We start from the raw sequence: 16,816 nt of genomic DNA, 5'->3' as shown, positions 1-16,816 counted from the left end.
CAGCTATTTATCGTTAGCTTGTCCGACAATCGCGTACTTCCTCACCATTCCACGTAATTGGTTGTAGGTTAACCCAAGTAATTCTGCGGCTTGTTTCTGGTTATATTTGCTCTGTTTTAGGGCTTGATTGAGTAGCTTGATGTCTTGTTGTTCTTGCCATGCTTTGTAATCAAGCGGCAAAGAAAACAAGCTCTCTGATGAAGTATGGCTGTTAGACGGCTCATTGCCAGTTTCCGGAGAGGAATCTTGCTCTGTTTTCCATGCGGGCTTAAATGGGTTAAACACCAAATATTCAATAGGATATGGGTCTTTTCCGTGCTGATAGATCGCTCGCTCAATGACGTTTTTGAGCTCTCGTACATTCCCTGGCCAAGAATAATCTAAAAGCGATTCAACGGCAGAAGGGGCAAAGCCAACAAACAACTCCAATTCCAATTCACGACACATCTTAATGGCGTAGTATTCTGCGAGTAGCATGATGTCTTCTTTTCGCTCACGCAAAGGGGGAATAGTAATGACGTCAAACGCCAGTCTATCTAATAGGTCAGCCCTGAATTCGCCCTTTAATGCCATGTCTGGTAAGTCGGCATTGGTTGCACACACCAGTCTTACATTGGCACTTAGCGCCTTTTGCCCACCGACACGTTCATATTGCCCGTATTCAATCACGCGCAATAGCTTCTCTTGAACCGCAAGGGGAGTAGTCGCCAGCTCATCCAGAAACAGTGTGCCGCCTTCTGCTCTTTCAAAACGGCCTTGATGACGACCTTTCGAACCCGTAAACGACCCCGACTCGTGACCAAACAGTTCAGAATCAATCAAACCTTCACTGAGGGTTGAGCAGTTCAATGAGATCAAAGGTTGATCCCAACGTCTTGAAAGGTAATGCAGTCTTTGTGCGATCAGCTCTTTACCTGTGCCGCGCTCGCCAATGATCAGAATGGGTCTTTCTATTGGTGCGAGTTGGGATACTTTATCTAAAACAGAGAGAAAGCTAGGTGATTCACCAATGAGGTTCTGCTGCATAGCGCGTCCTTGTATGAATTGATCGCTGGAGAGGTCATGAAAGAGCCGTAGTGGTGAAAAATACCAATACTTGGCTAAATTCATCATAGCATGGTTCGGATTAATCACCATTTTATTGTAAGTAACTGATAATAAATGGCTTAAAAGTTGGCATGCTACTTGGATTACTTATGGTAGGTTTAACAACAAACGTAAATTTTTGAGCAAGTGGATTGTTAAAGTCGTACAGCGATTTGAAACGCATTTGCCATCATTGTAATTAAGGAGTTCCTCATGGGTATTTTTTCTCGCTTTGCAGACATTGTAAATTCAAACATCAGTGCACTATTAGATAAGGCCGAAGATCCTGAAAAGATGATTCGCCTGATTATCCAAGAAATGGAAGACACGCTGGTTGAGGTTCGTACTAACTCAGCAAAAGCAATCGCAGACAAGAAAGAGCTAGCACGTAAAGTTGAAGCTATCGAAACTCAGATTCTAGATTGGCAAAACAAAGCGACACTCGCACTGACTAAGCAACGTGAAGATCTGGCAAGAGCGGCGCTAATCGAAAAGCAAAAACTGGAAGACATCATCAAGAGCCTTCACACCGAGCAAACTTTGGTTCATGAAACCATAGAAAAGCTAACCAGTGAGATCGGCAAGCTTGAAACCAAAATTGCAGAAACTCGCGCAAAGCAACAAGCATTAATGATTCGTAATAATGCGGCGAGCAATCGTCGTGATGTTCAAAAACACCTGCATTCAAGCAAAACCAACGAAGCAATGGCGAAGTTTGAGCAATTCTCGCGTAAAGTGGATGAATTAGAAGCTGAAGCGGACGTTTACGCTAAGACGGGTAACGCAAAATCTTTAGACCAAGAGTTTGCCGAACTACAAGCTCAAGATGAAATCGAAAAAGAGCTAGCGAAACTGAAGCAACAAGTTGAAAACCGCGATAAATAATCTAGGAGTTGTCTATGTCAACATTTCTAATTGCAGGTCCACTGATTGTCTTTTTAATCTTCGTGGCACCGCTATGGTTATTCTTACATTACCGCAGCAAGAAGAAATCCAGCAATGGTCTTTCTGAAACGGATCTTCAACGTCTGCATAAGCTTTCTGCGCAAGCTGAATCCATGCAAGACCGAGTGAAAACGCTAGAAAAAATACTGGATGCGGAGTCGCCTAACTGGAGACGAAACTATGAGTAGAGAACTGTATCGCGACACGATTAACGGCAAATTGTCTGGTGTGTGTGCAGGGTTAGCGAACTACTTTGGCCTTGAAGTGTGGTTGGTTCGCATCTTAGTTATCTCAGCAGCGCTGCTTGGTGGTAGTTTTCTGGTGTTATTAGCGTATTTAGCTTTGACATTTATGCTTGAAAAACAACCACCTCACTATGTTGATGAGATGAAAGCCAAACAAGAGCACACACTCAAACAAAAGCCTTGGGAAAAAGGGCAAACGGCAGAGTCGTTACTGGGCACTTTAGAGGGTGATTTCCAGAAGTTAGAGACCAGTGTCCGCAACATGGAAGCTTATGTGACCTCCGACACCTTTAAAGTCGACCGCGCATTTAAGAACATGTAACGGTAAGTCTAAAAAAGATTCGATAACGGTTTAGGAAAATTTATTCCAAGCCGTTATTTTTTTTAATAATTTTGTCTAAATAAATCTTACGATAACTGGTAAGTTACATGTGATTAATCTATGTTATAAAAATATTTATAGATATGGATGATCACCAATGTATAGAGCCTCCGTTGTCCTATTGACAGCCTTAGCTGGGTTGTCTGGGTGTGGTAAGGAGCTTCCTCCCGTACCTGAACCTGATTCTAGACCCGCCAAACTCTTCACCGTTTCCGTCGGTAATAATGCCTTTGAACGTAGTTTTCCAGCCACCACAGAAGCTGGCGATAAAGCCGTTCTTGCGTTCCGTGTTCCTGGGTTACTTCAGACTATCGATGTCACATCGGGTCAACAGGTTACCAAAGGTGACCAACTTGCAACGCTTAACCCTGATGAATATCAGCTGTTAGAAAAGCAAGCGAGAGCTAACTTTAAGCTTGCCGATGTTCAATACCAACGCTCGATTAAGCTGCGTAAAGATCGAGTGGTTTCAGAGCAAGATTTCGATCAAGCGAAAGCCAACCACAACTCGGCTAAAGCTGTCCTGAACCAAGCTAAGGCTAATCTACGTTACACCACTCTGGTTGCGCCTTACGATGGAACGATTTCCATCATTCCTGCCGAAAACCATGAATACATCGCGGCGAAACAAGGTGTGATGAATATTCAAACCAATCAGATTCTTAAGGTCGTTTTCTTATTACCCGACCAACTTATCACGCGCTTTTCTTCAGGGTTTGAAACCGATGCAACCATGGTATTTGATGCGTTTCCTGAGAACCCTTACGTTTTGACTTTCCAAGAAGTTGATACCGAAGCGGATCCAAAAACGGGTTCATACAAGGTAACCATGGTAATGGAAAGACCGACGGATATCGGTATTTTACCGGGCATGTCTGGCACGGTAAGGCTTGTTTCTGCGCAAGCCGCTGCGACTAAAATTCCTACGTCGGCCATGATGACCGATGGAGATGATGTCTCCGTATGGCGTGTGAATAACGACGGTATTGTTGAAAATGTTGCCATCGTCATCGATGAAAAACGTCATATAGTCTCTGGGCTAAACGACGGAGATCGTATTGTCATTTCTGGCGTTAATGGTCTTGAGCCGGGCGTAAAAGTCCGAGAGTGGATCAAGGAAAGGGGGCTATAACATGAAAACACTTAAAGTGGCCACAGGGCTGTCGTGTTTAGCCCTACTGACAGCTTGTGAAGATAAACAAGTGGTAGAAGTGGATAACACACCCTTAGTTAAAGCCGTCGAGATTTCAGTCATCGATTTTAGCGACAAGCTCTATTTCCCAGCGGTCGCGAATGCGGCTGAGAAAGCTCATCTTAGTTTCCGAGTGGCGGGTGAAATCTACAAGCTTGATGTTAAAGAAGGCGAACGTGTTTCTGCTGGTGACATCATTGCAGAGCTTGACCCAACCGATTATCAATTGGATGTGGACAATGCTCAAGCGCGTTACACGGTAATTAACAGTCAATACCGACGTTCGAGTCCGCTAGTGAAGAAAGGCTTATTGGCTAAGTCGCAATTCGATGAAATTGCCGCTCAACGCCAGATTGCTTATGCCGAGTTGGAACTGGCGAAACTGCGCTTATCGTTCACTATGCTTCGTGCGCCTGTTGATGGGATTATTTCTCGAGTCAGTGTCGACCAATATGAAAATATTCAGGTAGGCCAACAGATTGTGAACATTCACAGTGTTGAGGATGTCGAAGTTGTGATTCAGCTTCCTGACCAGATTTATGTGAATCAACCCAATGAAACGCTCCTCTCGAACGTGGAAGCTGTAGTGAGAGTGCCAAGCGGTAATGAATACACCGCAGGTATTAAAGAGTTCACCACTGAACCCGATCCAAGTACGGGTACCTTCACGGTTACATTAGCTTTGCCGATGCCAGAAGACGATTTGATTCTTGATGGTATGGCCGTAGATGTGACTTCAAACGGGCGGGATATCGGTTTGGAGCTAAAAGCTGGTGTACTTATTCCGATCGAAGCGGTATTCAATGCAGACGGTGATGAACTGGATCGTAAAAACTCTTATGTGTGGGTTCTTAACGATGACAAGACAGTCTCGAAACAACAAGTCGTGTTAGGCAAAGCAAACCAGGAAACATTGCAGGTAATGAAAGGATTGGAAATGGGGCAGCATGTCGTTGTTGCAGGCGTATCGCGATTGCGAGATGGGATGACAGTGGAAGTATTGTCTCAGGAGACGAACAATGAGTGAAGTAAATAACAAGCCCCAAAATGACGATCAACAGGGTGATGATCAGATCACAGGTGTTGCTTCTTACTTTATACGTAACAAAGTCATTAGCTGGATGCTATCTCTGATCTTTCTTATTGGTGGTGTTTCAGCATTCTTCGGTTTGGGGCGTTTAGAAGATCCTGCCTTTACCATCAAAGATGCAATGGTCGTAACCTCTTATCCTGGGGCAACCCCTCAACAAGTGGAAGAAGAAGTTACCTACCCACTAGAGAAAGCGATTCAACAGCTTACCTATGTCGACGAAGTGAACTCTATTTCAAGCCGTGGCCTGTCTCAGGTAACGGTAACGATGAAGAATAACTATGGTCCGGACGATCTTCCGCAAATTTGGGATGAACTGCGCCGAAAAGTGAATGATCTTAAGGTTGAACTGCCACCTGGGGTCAATGATCCTCAAGTCATTGATGACTTCGGTGACGTTTACGGGATCTTGCTTGCGGTGACGGGTGATGGTTATAGCTACAAAGAGCTGCTGGATTACATTGATTATCTAAGGCGAGAGCTGGAGTTGGTTGATGGGGTCAGTAAGGTCTCTGTTTCTGGTCAACAACAAGAGCAAGTATTCATTGAGATATCGATGAAGCGGATAAGCTCCTTAGGTCTGTCTCCAAGCACGGTATTTAATCTTTTATCGACTCAAAATATTGTATCAAGTGCGGGTGCGGTAAGAATTGGCGACGAATACATTCGAATCCATCCAACGGGTGAGTTCCAGAATGTTGAGCAGCTTGGCGATTTAATTCTGACAGAAGGTGGTGCTCAAGGTCTCATCTATTTGAAAGACGTAGCTGACGTCACTCGTGGCTATGTTGAAGTACCAAGTAATATTATTGGCTATAACGGTAAGCTCGCACTCAACCTCGGTGTCTCTTTTGCACAAGGTGTCAACGTAGTAGCGGTTGGTGAAGCCTTTGATCGAAGACTTGCTGAGCTTAAGTACCAACAACCTGTCGGCATCGATATCTCCGAGGTTTATAACCAACCGAAAGAGGTAGATAAGTCTGTTAGCGGATTTGTGGTGAGTTTAGGTCAGGCGGTTGCGATCGTAATCGTGGTTCTGCTGTTCTTCATGGGGCTACGCTCCGGTCTGTTGATCGGTTTGATACTACTGTTGACCGTTTTCGGTACCTTCATTTTCATGCAGTACTTCAAGATAGATCTCCAACGTATTTCATTAGGCGCATTGGTTATCGCCTTGGGGATGCTGGTGGATAATGCCATTGTGGTGGTGGAAGGGATATTGATCGGCACGCAGAAGGGGCGAACCCGGATGCAGGCCGCCACCGATATCGTAACCCAAACCAAATGGCCGCTGTTAGGTGCAACCGTTATTGCGGTAACCGCTTTTGCGCCGATCGGCTTGTCTGAAGATTCAACCGGCGAATACTGTGGCACCTTGTTTACGGTTCTGCTTATCTCGCTTATGTTGAGTTGGTTTACTGCAATCTCGATTACGCCATTCTTTGCTGACATGTTCTTCAAAGGCCAGAAGGTTGATCCTGATAACGAAGGCAAAGACCCATACAATGGGATGGTTTTTGTTATCTATAAAAACTTCCTTGAGTTCTGTATGAAGCGTGCGTGGCTCACCATGTTCGTTCTGATTATTGGTTTGGGAGCGAGTGTTTACGGCTTTGGTTTTGTCAAACAAGCCTTCTTCCCATCTTCGACTACGCCAATGTTCCAAGTGGATGTTTGGATGCCGGAAGGTACCGATATTCGTGCGACCAACACCAAGCTTAAAGTGCTTGAAGGTTGGTTAGCAGAGCAGGACGAAGTTGAACACATCACGACAACGGCAGGTAAAGGTCTACAGCGTTTCATGCTGACTTACTCACCAGAGAAAAGTTATAGCGCATACGGCGAAATAACGGTTCGAGTGAAGAGTTATGAAGTGCTTGAAGGGCTAATGCTGCGTTTCCGTGAACACGTAAATGGTCAGTTCCCTGAGATTGATTACAAGCTGAAACAAATCGAGTTAGGTCCTGGTGGCGGTGCGAAAATTGAAGCGCGAATTGTAGGTTCTGATCCAACGGTACTGCGTTCAATCGCATCTCAAGTGATGGATATCATGCGTGCTGATGATGGTGCATTTAATATTCGTCACGATTGGCGTGAAAGAACTAAGGTGCTAGAGCCTCAATTTAATGAAAGCCAAGCTCGTCGCTATGGTATTACCAAGTCAGACGTAGATGATTTCCTAGCGATGTCTTTCTCTGGTAAATCGATTGGTGTGTACCGTGACGGTACTACGCTGATGCCTATCGTGGCTCGTTTGCCTGAAGATGAGCGTGTTGATATCCGTAACATCGAAGGCATGAAGATTTGGAGCCCAGCACTAAGTGAGTACATCCCACTGCAACAAGTAACGCTAGGTTACGAACTGGAATGGGAAGACCCACTGATCATCCGTAAGAACCGTAAGCGTATGCTGACGGTAATGGCGGATCCTGATCTATTGGGTGAGGAAACGGCTTCGACTCTACAGAAACGCTTACAACCACAAATTGAAGCGATTGAGATGCCACCGGGTTACTCATTGGAGTGGGGTGGTGAATATGAGTCGTCGGCAGATGCACAGGCGTCACTGTTTACAACCATGCCTCTGGGTTACTTGTTCATGTTCTTGATCACTGTGTTCTTGTTTAACTCGGTGAAAGAGCCTCTGATTGTTTGGTTAACAGTGCCACTCGCCTTGATAGGGGTGACGACAGGCTTGTTAGCCTTGAATACACCATTCGGCTTTATGGCGCTGTTGGGCTTCTTGAGTCTATCAGGGATGCTTCTGAAGAACGGTATCGTACTGCTTGATCAAATTGAGATTGAGATGAAGTCAGGTAAAGATCCATATGTAGCGGTTGTTGATGCGGCACTGAGTCGTGTTCGTCCGGTATGTATGGCGGCGATCACCACCATTCTAGGTATGATCCCTCTACTACCAGATATCTTCTTTAAACCAATGGCAGTAACCATTATGTTTGGTTTGGGCTTTGCGACTGTACTCACGCTAATCGTAGTACCTGTGCTGTATCGTCTATTCCATAAAATTGAAGTAGCTTAACGCCAACTAACCTTTGAAATAATGCCCCTAATTGGGGCATTATTTTTATGTACGATTACTAAAAAGAGACCATCGAAATGGAAGCGAATACAGTGGATAGAACGTGTGCGTGGGCACTGAAACATGAGCTTGAAAGGGAGTATCACGATGCAGAGTGGGGCGTGCCTGTTTATGATGACCAAGTGCTATTTGAGTTCATTACGCTAGAAGGTGCCCAAGCCGGCCTAAGTTGGATTACGATACTTAAAAAACGTGAAGGCTATCGTGCTGCATTTGAAAACTACGACCTCAATAAGCTAGCTGTACTTAATGAAGACAATGTGCCAAATATCATTGAAAACTTCGATGTGGTTAAACATAAGGGCAAGATTGCCTCGGTTTACAATAATGCGCGTGCAACGCTTGAACTTCAGAAAGAGTTTGGGTCTCTATCGAATGCTTTATGGCAGTTTGTTGATAGCGAGGTGATCGTCAATCAATGGACAGAGATGTCTCAAGTCCCAGCTTCTACTGAGCAATCCAAAGCGATGAGCAAGTTTTTGAAGAAAAGAGGATTCAAGTTTGTAGGGGAAACAATCTGTTACGCGTTTATGCAAGCAACAGGTATGGTTAATGACCATCTCGTTGGTTGTCCTTACAAATAAAAATGTTATTTATCGTCGCGAAATAATTGCGTGAAAATGGGAAAATTCACTAGCCATTTATAAACTATTCAATATCATATGTGACCGAATTAAAACCTAGAAGACGATAGTGAAACAACAAAGCTACCAAATTTGTGATGCTAGTTATGATCCCTTGCTAAGGCAGTTTGTGCGTGCAGATGGCCACGTAGAAACTATCGCGCCGTTAGAAGGTAAGGTGTTCCTGTTCTTGCTAGAGAATGCTGGTGAATGCATTGAACGAGGCCTGATATTTGATAGGTGTTGGGGCAATGTGATTGTCTCAGAGCAAGCTCTCACCAATGTGATCTCCAAGATTCGCAAAACCCTGTCTCGAGTCACTTGTGGTTGTGCGACGATTCGTACCGTGAGTAAAACGGGCTATTCGCTTGAGATCAATGAGTCGATAAAGCCTAGCAAAGCTGAAGTTGTATCTTCTTCTGTGATTACAGAGGGGTTTGAATCAAACTCTTCGCCTGTCGCTCAAGAGGTGTTAGCCGCGACTGAAACCTCTGCCGACGCGAACAAGACAACGACATCAGATTCAGAACTCAATATTTCATCGAATCAAGAACAGAGCTCAGCTGAGCTAGAGCCTTCGAATTCGAAAAGCAAAGCGCACCTCGTTAAAGCAGGTTATATAGTCGCGTTGATTTGTGTAGTCGTAACGGCGTTCAACCTTTTCCAAACCTATTATGCGCCAATGCCTTATTTTGTTGATAAGACAGAATATCGAGATAGTTACACAGACAATACCAATCAATACTTTTTCCACATTGTTCACGATGAAGCCTATTCATTGCCAGCGATTACCCAAAAGCTTACGGATGTGTTGCCGAGCCACTGCAACGTTGATGTCTTTGTCCGTATTTATCCATCTGTTGATCAGCCTGAAAATGATGCTTTGTATATGTTGGTTCAAAGGAAGGATGGCGAGGCCCTAAATTACGGGGCGACGATTTTCAATGTGGAGACGTCTTTTGACTCATTTGCAGCTCATATGGAAAAGAGGAGCTACTTTTGCGATTAATTGGCTTACTTATTCTATTGGCAGTTGCTGCAGCAAGCTTTTTGCTGGAACAGAATGCATTAGCGGGTACTCGCTGGCACTGTAAAACGCTAAAAACGGATTTTTTATCTCAGGCATTCCAACCGTACCAATCGCTTTATGAGCGAATGAGCATTACTTTTCAGTCTGACCAAACTTTTAGTATGAGAGAGTTTGTGACGATCACTGAGAAAGACGGTAACGAAGGCACAATGGAAAACCTGTATTCTGGTTACTACGGCCTTGATGGGAATCATTTGTCGATGAGTATTATTGATGTGAGAACCGCCACTCCGTTTCATGATCCGATCATTAATCAGGAATACAGTGAGTACAAAGGGGTGACCATTGATTACTCGATCTTGGAGAAAGACCAGTCCCTGTATCTGTTTAATGAACACCGCTCAGAAATCTTCAACTGGACATGCTTTAAGGTTCAATAATCATTTATAAAGCGCTTTGTGTCAGTAGCTGGATTACAGGCAGCTGATAGGCAGAACTGAAAAAGGCAGGAATATCCTGCCTTTTTGCTTATTGAATCTAACGTGTCAGATTAAACCAGAGCGTTGTAACGTTCTAATCCAGCCTCAAGATCTGCAATCAAATCATCGACGTCTTCTAAGCCGACGTGAACACGAATCAAAGTCCCTTCGAAGTTCGGATTCGCTACCGTTCTTAGGCTATCAAAACTGCTTGGTTCATTCGCTAGAATTAAGCTCTCGAAACCACCCCATGAATAACCCATGCTGAAGTGTGTCATGCCATCAAGCAGTGCTGTCGTTGCTTTTGTGTTTGAGTTCTTTAGAACAAACGAGAACAGGCCATTGCCGCCAGTAAAATCTCGTTTGAAGAATTCATGACCAGGGCAAGACTCAAGGGCAGGGTGACGAACATGATCAACCTCAGGTCGAGTCTCCAGCCATTTTGCGACTTTCAAGCTGCTCTCTGCATGTTGGCGTAGTCGAACGTCAAGAGTACGAATACCACGAAGGGCAAGGTAAGCGTCATCTGGTGATACACATTGCCCCATCAAATAGCTCTGTTCTCTTAGTTGATCCCAACACTTCTCGTTGGCAACAGCAGTACCTAACATCACATCAGAGTGACCAACAATGTATTTGGTCGCAGCTTGAATCGAGATATCAACGCCAAAATCAAACGGTGAGAAGTTCACACCAGCAGCCCATGTGTTATCGAGCATCACGATGATGTCGTGTTCATGAGCAATACGCGCTAGCGTTGGAATGTCTTGCACTTCCATGGTGACTGAGCCCGGAGATTCGGTAAACAGCACCTTAGTGTTTGGCTTAATAAGGTCTTGGATGCCTTCACCGATCGTTGGTTCGTAGTAGGTCGTCTCTACACCCATCTTCTTCATGATGGTGTCACAGAAATCACGCGTCGGTTCGTAGCAGGTGTCGACCATCAGAATATGATCGCCTGTTTCTACAAAAGAAAGAATGGCATTTGAAATGGCTGCAGTACCACAAGGGTAAAGTGCACAGCCTGCGCCGCCCTCGACTTCAACCATGGCATCTTGGAAGGCGAAATGAGTATTGGTTCCACGACGTCCGTAAAAAAGCGTTTTGTTGGCGCGATTAATCGTAGCTTTACGCTTTTCTTCTACTGAGTTGAACACGACGGTTGAAGCGCGCTGTACTGGTGGGTTAACGACACCATTGGTCCACTTCTTATCACGACCTGCAGTGATCAGCTTAGTGGTTTTGTTCTCGGACATGCTGTGAATTCCTTATCAATCGGTTATGTCCTATTTAAAACATGCCAATAGCCTTCAAAGCAAGAGTGAAGCGGGAGTTTTTATGCTTTTCTTTCTCTTTTTAACCTTTCACGTCGTTTATCGTGAAAGGCTAAAAATCAGATAGGCAGTGAGAGATGAGTCGGCATGGACCCATTGATTGGATTACAGCAGTGGATTGAACAGATAGAACAACCTTTCGAAGAAGCGGTTACGCAGATTTCTCTGCTCCCACTGCTCCAGTTCTACTGGATGCGATGACTCGATGTAAGATTGCTGCAGTTCAGATAGCTGCTGAGTGAAGTGCACATCGTCAACAGCGAGCGTCACTTCGAAGTTAAGCCATAAACTGCGCATGTCGATATTGACCGTTCCGATTAAACAAAACTCTTCATCAATCACTACTGACTTAGTGTGAAGAAGTCCACCGTAAAACTCGTAAATCTTCACGCCAGCTTCAAGCAGTTCAGTATAAAACGCGCGTGAGGCCCACTTAACCATCAATGAATCGTTGTTGTGTGGGATGATCAGTTCTACGTTTACACCGCGTTGCGCTGTCATTTTGAGTGTTTCTAATAAATCGGCACTCGGTACAAAGTAGGGGGTTGTGATACGAACTGAATGGTTTGCCTGATTAATCGCAATGGTCAGAACTTGTAGGATCAAATATTCTGGCATGCCCGGGCCTGATGGTACTACCTGAACTGGATGATGCGTCATTACCTCTTCAACCGGACACTCTGGTAAATCAGGAAGGATTCGTTCACCTGTTTCGACTTCCCAATCCCAACCATGGATGGCCGACAGCACATTAACGGTAGGGCCAGTTACACGAACCATTACGTCAATCCACTGACCCACACCTGAGCTCTGTTTGAAGTGAGCAGGGTCGACCATGTTCATTGAACCGGTATAGGCAATGGTTTCATCAATCACGATGATCTTGCGGTGCTGCCTTAGATCTAGGCGGCGTATTAAAATACGCCAAGGGCTAACCTCTAATGCTTGTACAACTTGCACACCGGCGTCTTTCATCATTGAAAGCCAGTGGCTTTTGAAAAATCGTGGGCTACCTGCTGAATCAAGCAAGACTTTAACATCCACTCCACGTTTCGCAGCTCGAATGAGTGCGGAACCAACCGAATCCGTTAAGCCTCCAGGATGCCAAATATAGAAAACCATCTTGATACTGGTTTGGGCATTTTCTATATCTTCAATAATTGCGTGTAAGATCTCATTGGGAGACGCTTGCAGTGAAAGTGTGTTTCCGCTGAGTGCAGGAATGCCCATTCGATTATTACAAAGTTCATCGATCTTGTGGATAGGGGAGCCGACCTTTCCTGGCAGGTGGAGCTGGCAATCATCTAGTTTTCGGAACCAATCACCAAACGGAGTAAACATGCGGTGAGCGCGCTCAGCCCTTTTTCTGCCTAGGTTTAGCTCTCCAAAAAGGAAGTAACAAGCGACACCTACAATTGGGATAATGTAGATAACCATCAACCACGCGAGAGAAACGCTGACAGAGCGTCGTTTTAGTACGACACGGAAAGTCACACCGGCTACAAGCACCCAGTACAAAGCGACAGAGGCTAAAGTTAAAAAATGGTAGAGCTTTTCCACATTGAATACTCGAAAAAAGAGACACTTAGATAGTAATGCTATTTTGCGGATATGGGAATTTAAGGAATCAACTATTTACAAATTAGAGCTAAAGCTGTAAACAGGTTATAGTTGTTAAGTTTTGGTTAACTTAAGACGAAAACGATTGTTTTGTATGAAAAGGCGGCATTTAACCATAAAAATTTACATTGGTAACGAAATATGTACGGTTCGGGCTTCCAATTTTATTCTTAAACTGGTTTACTTGCCAGATAACGAGCGTCAATCAAATCTTTTAGGTGTGTAAATTTTTTTATACGCCTTATCTTTTAAAGACGCCACCCAAAGCAAAACACAACATCACATAACACAAAAGTTTGGAGTACACGTGGCTACTAGTAATACAACCACAACACCCCGCGATACCTGGGGTTCGAAGTTAGGATTCGTAATGGCTGCAGCAGGTTCTGCTGTTGGTCTAGGTAACATTTGGAAATTCCCTTACACAGCAGGCGAAAGTGGCGGCGGTGCATTCGTTGCAATTTACCTGTTTTTTGTAATCTTCATCGGTTTCAGTGTAATGCTGACTGAATTTGCGATTGGCCGTCATACGCAAAAATCAGCAGTAGGTGCATTCAAAACAACTGACCGTCGTTGGACGTTCGCTGGTGTTATCGGCGTAGTCAGTGGTCTACTTATCATGGGTTTCTACCCTGTAGTAGGTGGCTGGTCTATCGCATACATCGGTAAGATTGCTGGTGGTCTGCTAGACGCACCTGAAGCAATCGGTGACAGCTTCGGTGGCTTTATCTCAAACCCAGTTCAACCACTTATGTGGATGGGCCTATACCTACTACTTAACATTGTTATTGTTATGAAGGGTATCTCTGGTGGTATTGAGAAAGCTGGTAAGATCCTGATGCCACTTCTTTTCATTATCCTTATCGTGGTATCCATCAAAGGCATCATGCTTCCGGGCGCGATGGCTGGTCTTGAATTCCTATTCAGCCCTGACTTCTCTAAAGTAGACAGCGGTGTAATCCTAGCTGCACTAGGTCAAGCATTCTTCTCACTATCTCTTGGTATGGGTTGTATGTTGACTTACGGTTCTTACCTTAAGAAGAAAGAGAACCTAGTTCAAACGACAGCTATGGTTACTGCAATGGATACTGGTGTTGCTATCCTAGCTGGTGTTGCAATGTTCCCTGCAATGTTCGCATTCGGTATGGAGCCTGCAGCTGGTCCTGGTCTAGTATTCGTTGTTGTTCCTCAGCTATTCGCTGAAATGGGCGGCGTAGTTGGTCTTCTATTTGCTCTTATGTTCTTCGTTGGTCTAAGTGTTGCGGCACTGACTTCTTCAGTATCTCTACTTGAAGTTGTTGTTTCTTACCTAATCGATGAGAAGGGCATGAAGCGTGTAACAGCTGTACTGTCTGCAAGTGTAGTAATGGCGATTCTATGTATCTTCGCTTCTCTATCACTTGGTGGCTTCGGTCCAACACTGTTCGGTACTGGTGCGTTTGATATCTTCGACCTACTAACTGATAAGATCTTCCTAGCAGTTGGCGGTATGTTGGTATGTATCTTCGCTGGTTGGAGACTAAACCGTGCTGACCTAGAGAAAGAAATCACTAACGACGGTGAAGTATCTTTCCCACTATTCGGTCTATGGTACACACTAGTTAAGTACATCATCCCAGTAGCTATCGCTATCGTAGCGTTCATGGGTATCTCTTCTGGCTTCGACAGCGGTAAAGGTGCAATCATGCTACTAGGTATTGGTATCATTGCTGGCTCTGCGGTCATCTCTAAGAAGCTATAGTTCTAAGAAACTAAATCTCTTAGACGATACAATCGCGAGTTAAAGTAAGTTAAGAAACGGGAGCCATTGGCTCCCGTTTTTTTGTTTTAAATACTTAATTCTTATCGAAAAATAAAAGTTATGCATTCACTAAAGTTATCCGTTTGCTAGCCGATATATTTACTGGTTAGGGCTGTTCAGTCCGTATTTAATTTAGGTAGGTGTTGTGTGAAATTGTCAGTGAGAAAGAAACTGTATGCCGGTTTTGGCTCTATATTGGCAGTGCTTGTCACGTTAGTCAGTATTGTATGGATAGAGGTTATTGGCGCTCATAAAAGTGCTGATGAGATCAGAATGGACGATGTACCGGGCACTGTTACCTATCTTGTTCTGATAGATGAAGCTGGAGATGTCTACCGAGATGCGTTGGGTGCGATCATTCAGGTTGATAACGCGCTGAACGATTATCGAACCAATAAGAACGAATTTGCCCAAGCAATCGAGCAGGCGAAGCGTTTGGAGAGTAGAGGTTCGGAAGATCACCGCCGTATTCAGCGAATTGAAGACCTGATGGGGCGTTTCACTCAAGAGTTTGAATCAAAGCTTGTGCCGAAGATCAATGATGAAGCTGCGCTACTAGCCAACATTCAACAGCTACGATCTTTGTATGAGAGCAATCTTATCCCTATTGAGAACTTACTGGATCAAGCATCAGCAAGTGAGCGTGCAGATACAGAACAGTCACTACTGACACTAACCGATACGTTTACCACCATCGAACGTACCATAATGGTGTTGTCTGCTATTGCGATTGTCTTTGGTTGTGTGATTGCGTATCTATTGTCTAGCTCTATTACCAACCGCTTGACTCGTGTTGAACAAGTAGCACGACGTGTAGCAAATGGTGACCTAACGGCAGGCGATATTATTGACGATTCTGGTGATGAATTGGCTGAGCTGGCTAAGTCGATTAACCAGATGCAGAAATCGCTAGTAGACCTACTAGGTTCTATCTCGTCTGTGACTCACCAAGTCCAATCTGTGACAGGGGAGCTATCTTCTATTAGCCAAGACATCGTTACTGGTGCATCAGCTCAAGCAGACAAAGCTAACTTGATTGCAACGGCTGCTGAAGAGCTAAGTTTGACCATTTCTGAAGTGGCTCAACAAGGTACTTCTACTTATGAGGAAGCACGTCGCTCTGAAACCTCTGCAGAAGATGGCCGCAACGTGATTGTTGAGATGGTGGCGAGTATTCAACAAGTGTCGACTCAAATGAGTGACATGTCGCTACAGATGAACACGTTAGGTTCGCATGGTGAGCAGATTGGTAGCGTTATTAAGGTAATCGAAGACATTGCTGAACAAACCAACCTGTTAGCTCTTAACGCTGCAATTGAAGCGGCACGTGCTGGCGAATTTGGTCGTGGTTTTGCTGTGGTAGCCGATGAAGTGCGAGCGCTAGCAGAAAGAACAACCAAAGCGACACAAGAAGTCTCGGGCATCATTCAATCGATTCAATCGGGCACTCAAGAAGCAGTGACTTACACTCAAGATAACTGTCGCTTAGTTGAAATTGGTGTCGAGCAAAGCTCTGGTGCAGTTTCAGCACTCGAAGCGATTGTGAGCGGTGCGGGTAATGTACAAAGCATGGTCAACTCAATCGCGACTGCGGCAGAAGAACAGACGGCTGTGACTAAAGAGATTGCGGCTGATATTACGGCGATCAGTGATATTTCTGAGCAGTCTTTGCAACTGGCGACGCGTAGCTCTGAAAACACTTCAGGTTTGAATGCTAAGGTTGCTGAGTTAGAAGCACTGGTTGGTAAGTTCAAACTTGCTTAGTGCTTAGTCCGTATTCAATCGGAACTAAAAACAGATTACCGAAAGCGGACAAATAAAGAGAAGCCCAATGATTCAATGTTAATTGAGTTAGTTGGGCTTTTTCGTAGCTGGAATCTGGGTTCAGA

Annotated in this window: 14 protein-coding genes; 11 read left to right on the top strand and 3 right to left on the bottom strand. The window is 44.6% G+C overall.

What is annotated here, in order from left to right; genetic code table 11:
* Positions 1-3: 3 nt before the first annotated feature.
* Positions 4-1,026, bottom strand: coding sequence for a phage shock protein operon transcriptional activator (gene pspF / locus A142_RS21295; protein ID WP_017060309.1), 1,023 nt, complete (start codon positions 1,024-1,026; stop codon positions 4-6).
* A gap of 273 nt (positions 1,027-1,299) precedes the next feature.
* Between pspF and pspA the strand changes: the two genes are divergently transcribed.
* The 9 genes from pspA to A142_RS21250 all read left to right on the top strand — a co-directional run bounded on the left by pspA (position 1,300) and on the right by A142_RS21250 (position 10,133).
* Entirely contained in the window at positions 1,300-1,971 is a 672-nt protein-coding gene (pspA, locus tag A142_RS21290) for a phage shock protein PspA (protein WP_010440091.1), read from the top strand.
* A gap of 14 nt (positions 1,972-1,985) precedes the next feature.
* Positions 1,986-2,219 carry an envelope stress response membrane protein PspB gene (pspB, locus tag A142_RS21285; protein ID WP_004734605.1) on the top strand — a complete coding sequence of 78 codons (234 nt, stop codon included), beginning with the start codon at positions 1,986-1,988 and terminating at the stop codon, positions 2,217-2,219.
* Positions 2,212-2,598, top strand: a complete 387-nt coding sequence (gene pspC, locus A142_RS21280) for an envelope stress response membrane protein PspC (RefSeq protein ID WP_029405576.1) — start codon at positions 2,212-2,214, stop codon at positions 2,596-2,598. Before pspB ends, pspC begins: the two co-directional genes overlap by 8 nt.
* Before the next feature lie 157 nt (positions 2,599-2,755).
* Positions 2,756-3,790: an efflux RND transporter periplasmic adaptor subunit gene (locus A142_RS21275; RefSeq protein ID WP_019824283.1), complete on the top strand. Its 1,035-nt coding sequence runs from the start codon at positions 2,756-2,758 to the stop codon at positions 3,788-3,790.
* Position 3,791: 1 nt separating this feature from the next.
* Positions 3,792-4,877, top strand: coding sequence for an efflux RND transporter periplasmic adaptor subunit (locus A142_RS21270; protein ID WP_019824281.1), 1,086 nt, complete (start codon positions 3,792-3,794; stop codon positions 4,875-4,877).
* The gene (locus A142_RS21265) at positions 4,870-7,980 is read left to right on the top strand and encodes an efflux RND transporter permease subunit (protein WP_019824279.1); all 3,111 of its coding nucleotides are present in this window, start codon (positions 4,870-4,872) and stop codon (positions 7,978-7,980) included. Before A142_RS21270 ends, A142_RS21265 begins: the two co-directional genes overlap by 8 nt.
* A 77-nt stretch (positions 7,981-8,057) precedes the next feature.
* Entirely contained in the window at positions 8,058-8,624 is a 567-nt protein-coding gene (locus A142_RS21260) for a DNA-3-methyladenine glycosylase I (RefSeq protein ID WP_019824276.1), read from the top strand.
* A gap of 109 nt (positions 8,625-8,733) precedes the next feature.
* The gene (locus A142_RS21255; RefSeq protein WP_019824274.1) at positions 8,734-9,672 is read left to right on the top strand and encodes a transcriptional regulator; all 939 of its coding nucleotides are present in this window, start codon (positions 8,734-8,736) and stop codon (positions 9,670-9,672) included.
* Positions 9,663-10,133, top strand: coding sequence for a hypothetical protein (locus A142_RS21250; protein ID WP_019824272.1), 471 nt, complete (start codon positions 9,663-9,665; stop codon positions 10,131-10,133). The genes A142_RS21255 and A142_RS21250 overlap by 10 nt, the downstream gene beginning before the upstream one ends.
* A 110-nt stretch (positions 10,134-10,243) precedes the next feature.
* On the opposite strand, the gene A142_RS21245 is transcribed toward A142_RS21250, so the two are convergent.
* On the bottom strand, positions 10,244-11,428 hold the full coding sequence (locus A142_RS21245; protein ID WP_019824270.1) for a cystathionine beta-lyase: 1,185 nt from the start codon (positions 11,426-11,428) through the stop codon (positions 10,244-10,246).
* 183 nt (positions 11,429-11,611) lie between these two features.
* Positions 11,612-13,066, bottom strand: coding sequence for a cardiolipin synthase (cls, locus tag A142_RS21240; RefSeq protein WP_019824268.1), 1,455 nt, complete (start codon positions 13,064-13,066; stop codon positions 11,612-11,614).
* 367 nt (positions 13,067-13,433) lie between these two features.
* On the opposite strand from cls, the gene A142_RS21235 reads away from it, so the two are divergent.
* Both A142_RS21235 and A142_RS21230 read left to right on the top strand, forming a co-directional pair.
* Positions 13,434-14,867, top strand: coding sequence for a sodium-dependent transporter (locus tag A142_RS21235; RefSeq protein ID WP_019824266.1), 1,434 nt, complete (start codon positions 13,434-13,436; stop codon positions 14,865-14,867).
* A 207-nt stretch (positions 14,868-15,074) separates the two neighbouring features.
* Positions 15,075-16,691: a methyl-accepting chemotaxis protein gene (locus tag A142_RS21230; protein ID WP_019824264.1), complete on the top strand. Its 1,617-nt coding sequence runs from the start codon at positions 15,075-15,077 to the stop codon at positions 16,689-16,691.
* Positions 16,692-16,816 lie beyond the last annotated feature (125 nt).

The sequence above is a fragment of the Vibrio splendidus 12E03 genome (assembly GCF_000272105.2).
Lineage (GTDB): Bacteria > Pseudomonadota > Gammaproteobacteria > Enterobacterales > Vibrionaceae > Vibrio > Vibrio splendidus_I.
Note: the sequence above shows the minus strand (reverse complement) of the source record. Positions and strands in the feature narration are given on the sequence as shown.

Bases quoted from the DNA above. Each gene is read 5' to 3' on its own strand.
- A142_RS21270 (WP_019824281.1), top strand. From the start codon at position 3,792: ATGAAAACACTTAAAGTGGCCACAGGGCTGTCGTGTTTAGCCCTACTG.
- A142_RS21260 (WP_019824276.1), top strand. From the start codon at position 8,058: ATGGAAGCGAATACAGTGGATAGAACGTGTGCGTGGGCACTGAAACAT.
- A142_RS21245 (WP_019824270.1), bottom strand. From the start codon at position 11,428: ATGTCCGAGAACAAAACCACTAAGCTGATCACTGCAGGTCGTGATAAG.
- pspC (WP_029405576.1), top strand. From the start codon at position 2,212: ATGAGTAGAGAACTGTATCGCGACACGATTAACGGCAAATTGTCTGGT.
- A142_RS21265 (WP_019824279.1), top strand. From the start codon at position 4,870: ATGAGTGAAGTAAATAACAAGCCCCAAAATGACGATCAACAGGGTGAT.
- pspA (WP_010440091.1), top strand. From the start codon at position 1,300: ATGGGTATTTTTTCTCGCTTTGCAGACATTGTAAATTCAAACATCAGT.
- A142_RS21275 (WP_019824283.1), top strand. From the start codon at position 2,756: ATGTATAGAGCCTCCGTTGTCCTATTGACAGCCTTAGCTGGGTTGTCT.
- pspB (WP_004734605.1), top strand. From the start codon at position 1,986: ATGTCAACATTTCTAATTGCAGGTCCACTGATTGTCTTTTTAATCTTC.
- pspF (WP_017060309.1), bottom strand. From the start codon at position 1,026: ATGCAGCAGAACCTCATTGGTGAATCACCTAGCTTTCTCTCTGTTTTA.